Source organism: Streptomyces sp. NPDC050997 (assembly GCF_040660135.1).
Taxonomy (GTDB): domain Bacteria; phylum Actinomycetota; class Actinomycetes; order Streptomycetales; family Streptomycetaceae; genus Streptomyces.
Window position 1 is genome coordinate 1 of the sequence record NZ_JBFAGK010000002.1, and the last position, 6,471, is coordinate 6,471.

At 69.9% G+C, this 6,471-nt stretch carries 5 protein-coding genes, 1 tRNA gene and 1 pseudogene; 2 read left to right on the forward strand and 5 right to left on the reverse strand.

Going from position 1 to position 6,471, the window contains the following annotated elements:
• Window positions 1–125 precede the first annotated feature (125 nt).
• Window positions 126–1,262 carry a dihydrofolate reductase family protein gene (locus AB0H86_RS03005; protein ID WP_362432281.1) on the reverse strand — a complete coding sequence of 379 codons (1,137 nt, stop codon included), beginning with the start codon at window positions 1,260–1,262 and terminating at the stop codon, window positions 126–128.
• 71 nt (window positions 1,263–1,333) lie between these two features.
• Here AB0H86_RS03005 and AB0H86_RS03010 point away from each other — a divergent pair, with 71 nt between their 5' ends.
• Together AB0H86_RS03010 and ribA are read left to right on the forward strand one after the other, a co-directional pair.
• Entirely contained in the window at window positions 1,334–1,846 is a 513-nt protein-coding gene (locus AB0H86_RS03010; protein ID WP_362432283.1) for a MarR family transcriptional regulator, read from the forward strand.
• A gap of 107 nt (window positions 1,847–1,953) precedes the next feature.
• A complete protein-coding gene (gene ribA, locus AB0H86_RS03015) occupies window positions 1,954–2,592 on the forward strand; it encodes a GTP cyclohydrolase II (RefSeq protein WP_362432285.1) in 639 nt (212 codons plus the stop codon).
• A 39-nt stretch (window positions 2,593–2,631) separates the two neighbouring features.
• On the opposite strand, the gene AB0H86_RS03020 is transcribed toward ribA, so the two are convergent.
• From AB0H86_RS03020 to AB0H86_RS03035, 4 genes and pseudogenes are all read right to left on the reverse strand, one after another.
• The gene (locus AB0H86_RS03020; protein WP_362432287.1) at window positions 2,632–3,786 is read right to left on the reverse strand and encodes a histidine kinase; all 1,155 of its coding nucleotides are present in this window, start codon (window positions 3,784–3,786) and stop codon (window positions 2,632–2,634) included.
• A gap of 148 nt (window positions 3,787–3,934) precedes the next feature.
• A tRNA-Lys gene (locus tag AB0H86_RS03025) sits at window positions 3,935–4,007 on the reverse strand.
• 107 nt (window positions 4,008–4,114) lie between these two features.
• Complete coding sequence (locus AB0H86_RS03030) at window positions 4,115–5,680, reverse strand: amino acid permease (protein ID WP_362432289.1); 1,566 nt, start codon at window positions 5,678–5,680, stop codon at window positions 4,115–4,117.
• A gap of 191 nt (window positions 5,681–5,871) precedes the next feature.
• A pseudogene (locus tag AB0H86_RS03035) lies at window positions 5,872–6,471 on the reverse strand (RNA helicase); the annotation flags it as partial.

Consider the following 6,471-nt stretch of genomic DNA (forward strand, 5'->3'; position numbering starts at 1 on the left):
CAGCGTCTGGCGCGTCAACACCGCCCACTCACCAAGAAACCGATTCCGCGCCAGACCGAGGACGGACACCCCCGTCCCGGCCCCGACCCCCCACCACCCGCCGCAGGCGCGACAGCCCACACCCGTCACAGCAGATGCAGATTCGCCCCCTTGGCCAGCCCCGCATACTCACCCAGCACCACCACATCCACCCCCGCCCCCGACAACACCCCACTCCCGTCGGCCCCCTGCACAAACGTGTCCGGCTCCCGCCACGCCGTAACCACCCGCCGTACCCCCGCCGACAGAATCAACTGAGCACAGGAGGCCGGCCGTGACGCCCGACGAGCGCAAGGTTCCAGGCTGCTGTAGACCGTCGCGGACGCGAGCCGCGCATCCCCCGCAGAGATCTTCGCCAGCGCCGCCTCCTCCGCGTGGACGACCGGGTCACCCCCCTCCCGCGAGTACCCGCGGGCAAGCTCCGTCCCGTCGGCCGCCACCACCACCGCACCCACACTGAACGCCGTCCGAGAAGGCGGACACTGATCAGCCAGCGAACAGGCAACCCCGAGCCAGTGCCGATCCGCGGCGGAGGAGAGCCCCCCGACTCCAGGCGCCGTGGGCTCGTACCGCATGAGGACGACGTCCCCGATGGACCGGGTCTCCACCAGCCGGAGGCGCCCGCCTTGATAGGGCCCGGGCCCGAAGAGACGGGGCGCCGCCGGGTCCCCGACGAACAACGGAGCCAGCACCAGCTGGAGTTCATCCGCGAGCCCCTGCCGCAGCAACTGGGTGTGGATGTGTCCACCCCCCTCGACCATGAGCCGCCGGACACCCCGCACCTCACCGAGATGGTCCAGCAACAACCGCCAGTCGAGTTCGCCACTCCCGAGCGAAACGACTTCCGTGGCCGGCCCCAGCCCCAGCGCACGAACCCGCTCCGCCCCCTTGTCCGTCGTGTAGACGACCTTCTCTCCGCCGGTGTGCCAGAACTTCGCGGCCGGGTCGAGATCGCCGGAGCCGCTGACCGTGACCTTCAGCGGGTACTCCGACCGCCCGTCGGCAACACGCGCGGCCCGCCGCGACGCCGAGTTGACCAGCAGCCGCGGATTGTCGGCGCGAATGGTCCCCGCGCCGACGAGGATCGCGTCCACGGAGGCCCGCACCTCGTCGACCCGGTCGAAGTCTGCCGGGCTGGAGAGCAGCAGGCGCTCGGGACCGGTGTCGTCCAGATAGCCGTCGAGGGAGACGGCGGCGGAGAGGAGGACGTACGGGTGAGACATCGGCGCGGTCCCTCTCGAAGGCGGCTGGGGTGGGTCTTGGTTCAAGTTTGAAACAAACCTACACTGGAGGCATGACGACTCGCTGGCTCACCCCGAAGGAGCAGCGCGCCTGGCGCGCGTACATCGCCGCGACGCACCTCCTGGAGGACGCGCTCGACCGGCAGCTCCAGCAGGACGCCGGCATGCCTCATCTCTACTACTCCATCCTCGCCAACCTCTCCGACGCCCCGGAACACCGGCTGCGCATGACCGACCTCGCGGAGAGCACGAAGATCACGCGCAGCCGGCTGACCTATGCGGTGACCCGCCTGGAGAAGGACGGCCTGGTACGGCGGGAGAACTGCCGGTGGGACAAGCGGGGCAGCATCGCGGCGCTCACCGAGGAGGGCATGGCGGTCCTGGAACGGACGGCGCCGGGGCACGTGGAGACCGTACGGGCGTCGCTGTTCGACCAGCTCACCGAGGAGCAGGTGGACCAGTTGGAGGAGATCTGTACGGGGATCACGCGGGCTCTGGAGAGCGACGACGCCCGCCCGGCGCCGGACGACGTACCGTGGCGCCGCCGCTCGTCCTCCTCTTCGTGATCTACGCCGCAAACCCGTTGCTTCAAATTTCAAGCATGAGGTAGGGTCCGTACCCAAAGATCTGCTTCAAACCTGAAGCAGATACGGCCCCGGACCCGGAGAACCGCATGCCTGACTTCCCCGCCGCCACCCCGCGCTCCCGCGTCCGGGTCCCGCTGCGCTTCCACGACGGCTATGCCGTGGACACCGAACTGGTCACCTTCCACGGTCTGGCCGACGGCCAGGAACACGTGGCCGTCGTCCTGGGCGACCCGGCCCCCGGCACCACCCCGCTCGTCCGGCTGCACTCCGAGTGCCTGACCGGCGACGTCTTCGGCTCGGCCCGGTGCGACTGCGGCCCGCAGCTGCGCGAGGCGGTCGAGCGGATCGCGGAGCGCGGCGGCGTCCTGCTCTACCTCCGTCAGGAGGGCCGCGGCATAGGCCTCTACAACAAGCTCGACGCGTACGCCCTCCAGGACCAGGGCCTCGACACATACGCGGCCAACACGGCGCTGGGCCTGCCCGAGGACGCCCGCGACTACACGGCGGCCGCGCAGATGCTGGACGCTCTCGGCATCACCAGCCTGGACCTGCTCTCCAACAACCCCGACAAGGCAGACCAGTTGCGGGACCTGGGCATCGACGTCCACGACCGCGTACCCACCGGCGTGTTCACCACCCCGCACAACGTCCGTTACCTGCGCGCGAAGGTCCTCCAGACCCAGCACACGCTTCCCCTGGGCAAACTGACGGGCCACGCGGTCTGACCACGCGGTCTGACCACGCCGGCCACCACCCCCGCCCGCTCACCACACGCAGGGCAGCTCCACCTGAATCACGGTTCCCTCGCCGACAGGACTGGTCACCTCCACCGTCCCGTCGAGCGCGGCGACCCGCCGCCGCATGCCGAGGATCCCCGACCCGTCTCCGCTCTCGACGGCACCGCCCCGCCCCTCGTCGCGTACCCGCACCGACAGCCCCCGCCGGGTCCGGGCGAGCCGGACGTCGGCGCTCGGCGACCCGCTGTACTTGGCGGCGTTGGTCAGCGCCTCGGCGACCACGAAATAGGCGGCGGCCTCCACGGCCGCGGGCGCCCGTACCCCTTCGTCCAGTCCGACGTCGTCCACGGTCACGACGAGCCCGCTGCCGGCGGCCAGCGCACGGACCGCGCCGGACAGTCCCCGGTCGGTGAGGATCGGCGGGTGGATGCCGCGCACCACGTGCCGCAGCTCGGTCAGCGCCTGTTCGGCCTGGTCCTGGGCGTCGTCCAGGAGTTTGCGAGCGGCGTCGGGATCACGGTCGTAGGCACGCTTGGCGAGCCCGATCCGCATCGACAGGGCCACCAGCCGGGCTTGGGCGCCGTCGTGCAGGTCCCGCTCGATGCGACGCAACTCGGCCCCGTGCGCGGCGATCGCGTCGGCCCGGGTCTCCTTCAGTTCCTCGACCCGCGCGGCCAGCCTCGCCTGCGGGGAGGGCATGAGCAGCGCGGTCGACCAACGAGCCTCCGTGTCGGCGAGCCCCACGATCAACGGCAGCACGAGGGCCCGCCGACGCAGCAGCCCACACCACACACCATCGACGACCAGCCCCACGGGCCACAGCGGCAGCGCGAGAACGACGAGAGCGCCGTAGAGGTAGTAGGCGACCATCCAGCGCAGATCGGTGCGCGTGCCGGGATCGCGTACGGCGGTCCGCAGCCGTTCCCGCAGAGTCCCGTCGAGACTCTGATACGCCTCGGGAATCTCCCGCCCGGTCCAGGATGACGTCAGCTGCCGCTTGGCCCCGGCGATCCGCCGGATCAGCAGCACCGCCTCGGGCAGCATCCAGGCACCGACGACCGCGAGCGTGCCGACGGCAGTGATCAGCAGCACGGTGATGAAGATCCACACACCGAACGCCATCGCCGCGGCCACCACAAGATGCACCGTGGCCCACGCCGCCCGCCGGACCGCTTTCCACATACGGCAACGCTAGAGGATCCACCGCCCCCGGCCGGTGGAGCAGCCACCCGGGCGGGGGTGGAGCGGACTACACCGTTCCTGACGGTCCCCAGGCCCCGAAACACACTGAAGCCCCAGACCAGATGCGCTCTGAGCTGGGGCTTCCTCGTAGGCCCTGTGGGACTCGAACCCACAACCAATGGATTAAAAGTCCACTGCTCTGCCAATTGAGCTAAGGGCCCAGGTGATGTTGCCCCCCGAGCATAACCGCACACGGCCGTGTCTCCGATCGGGTATCGGGGACACGGCCGTGCCGGATGGTCATGGCGGAGCGGGTCGGGGCGGAGTGTCAGGGATCAACGGGCTCGGGGGCGTTGACGCGGGCCGCCTCGCGGGCCCGGGTGCGGTCGTGGTCGGGGTTCAGGAACCAGTGGCGGGCCGAGATCCGCCACCAGGTCGCCGCGAACCCGAGGACGACCAGGACGGCGACCGGGGCGTAGTTGAAGGTCTCCGCGGTGACCGGGGAGACCTGCGGGAGCATGAACAGGATCGTGATCACGGCGACCCAGACGACCGACACCAGGCCCACGATCCGCGACCACCGGCCCAGATGCCACGGACCGCGTGCGAAGGCCTCCCCCTTCCGCAGCCGCAGCAGCGTCGGGATGACGTACGCGATGTAGAGGCCGATCACGGCGATCGAGGTCACCGCCGCGTAGGCCGTGACATTGATCAGGTAGGGGAGGCCGAGCACGAGCGCTCCGCCCGCCGCGAGCCACACCGCCGCCACGGGCGTCCGGGTGCGTGGGCTCACCGTGTGCCAGAGGTGGGAGAAGGGGAGCGCGCCGTCGCGCGAGAAGGCGTAGATCATGCGGCTGTTGGCCGTCACGGACGCCATCCCGCAGAACAGCTGCGCCGCGATCACGACCAACAGCAGCAGCTTGCCCGCCGTGGCGCCGAGCGCGTCGAGCAGGATCTGGGCCGGGGGCGCCCCCGTCGGAGACGCGAGGGCACCGTCGTACGACTGGATCGCGAAGGTGAAGCCGAGCAGGAGGACGAAGCCGGCTATCCAGGACGTCCAGATCGAGCGGACGATGCCCTTCGGGCCGGCCGTCGACGCGTCGTGCGTCTCCTCCGTCATGTGGGCCGAGGCGTCGTACCCGGTGAAGGTGTACTGGGCCATCAGCAGGCCCAGCGCCACCACGTACACGCCGCTTCCCCAGCCCGTGTTGTTCACGAACTCGCCGAACACGAACGACGCCGACTGATGCTCGTCCGGTACGAAGGTCAGCGCGCCGACGATCACCGCCACGCCCAGCACGTGCCACCACACGCTCACGCTGTTGAGCAGACCGACGATCCGTACGCCGAAGGTGTTCAACAGACCGTGCAGCACCAGGATCCCGGCGAACAGCAGGACGGTCCGGCCCGGTGTCACCGCGAAGTCGAACTGGAGGTTCAGGTAGGCGCCGAGGAAGGACGCCGCCCCGAAGTCGATGCCGGCGGTCACCGCGACCTGGCCGAGCACGTTGAACCAGCCCGTGAACCAGGCCCAGGCGGCCGCCGTCCGGGACGGGGCCAGTCGGTGTGCCCAGAAGTACAGGCCCGCCGAGGTCGGGTACGCCGAGCAGATTTCGGCCATCGACAGACCCACGAAGAGGGTCATCAGGCCTACGGCCACCCAGCCCCAGGTGATCACCGCCGGGCCGCCCGTGTTCATGCCGAACAGGTACAGCGTCAGGCAGCCCGACAGGACCGAGATGATCGTGAAGGAGACCGCGTAGTTGGAGAACGCCGACATGCGGCGGGCGAGAACCTGCGTGTAACCGAGCTGGGCCAGCCGTTCCTCGTCGGAGAGTCCCTCGTTGGGGAGTCTTTCGCCCGACGGCCCACTCGCTATGGCGTCATCTGTCATGCCCCCAGCGATTCCCACCCCGGGGCCGTGACACACGTCACAACTTGGCGAGAAACAACCCTCTGAACTCGCACGCGAACCGGCACGTGAACCCGCACGCGAACCCGGACGACAAAACGCCGTGGCCCCCGGAATCCCGGGGGCCACGGCGTTCACTTCTCAGAGACGCTCAGAGACGCTCGAAGACGCGCTCAGCTGTTGCGCTTCCAGCGCGGCTTGTCGTCACGGCGGCCGAAGGAGCCGGTGCCGGTGCCGGTGCTGCCGCCGCTGCGGTGGTCGTCACGACGGCCGGAGGGGCGGTCGTGGCCGGCGGGACGGAAGCCGGGGCGGTCGCCCTGGCGGTCGCGGTTGAACGGACGGTCGCTGCCACGGTGTCCGCCGCGCTCGTCACGGCGCTCGAAGGGACGGGCCGCCGGACGGTCGTCCCGACGGAAGCCACCACGGTTGTCGTCGCGACGCTCGCCACGGTTGTCGTCGCGACGCTCGAAGGGACGGCCACCGCCACGGTTGTCACCACGGTCGTCGCGGCGGAAGCCACCACGGTTGTCGTCGCGACGCTCGAACGAACGGCCACCACCACGGTTGTCGTCACGGCGCTCGAACGAACGGCCACCACCACGGTTGTCGTCACGGCGCTCGAACGAACGGCCACCACCACGGTTGTCACCACGGTCACCACGGTCGTCGCGGCGGAAGCCACCACGGTTGTCGTCGCGACGCTCGAACGAACGGCCACCACCACGGTTGTCGTCACGGCGCTCGAACGAACGGCCACCACCACGGTTGTCACC

What these genes read in the sequence shown, in the direction of transcription:
- AB0H86_RS03005 (WP_362432281.1), bottom strand. Translation starts at nt 1,262, where the DNA reads ATGTCTCACCCGTACGTCCTCCTCTCCGCCGCCGTCTCCCTCGACGGC.
- ribA (WP_362432285.1), top strand. Translation starts at nt 1,954, where the DNA reads ATGCCTGACTTCCCCGCCGCCACCCCGCGCTCCCGCGTCCGGGTCCCG.
- AB0H86_RS03020 (WP_362432287.1), bottom strand. Translation starts at nt 3,786, where the DNA reads ATGTGGAAAGCGGTCCGGCGGGCGGCGTGGGCCACGGTGCATCTTGTG.
- AB0H86_RS03010 (WP_362432283.1), top strand. Translation starts at nt 1,334, where the DNA reads ATGACGACTCGCTGGCTCACCCCGAAGGAGCAGCGCGCCTGGCGCGCG.
- AB0H86_RS03030 (WP_362432289.1), bottom strand. Translation starts at nt 5,680, where the DNA reads ATGACAGATGACGCCATAGCGAGTGGGCCGTCGGGCGAAAGACTCCCC.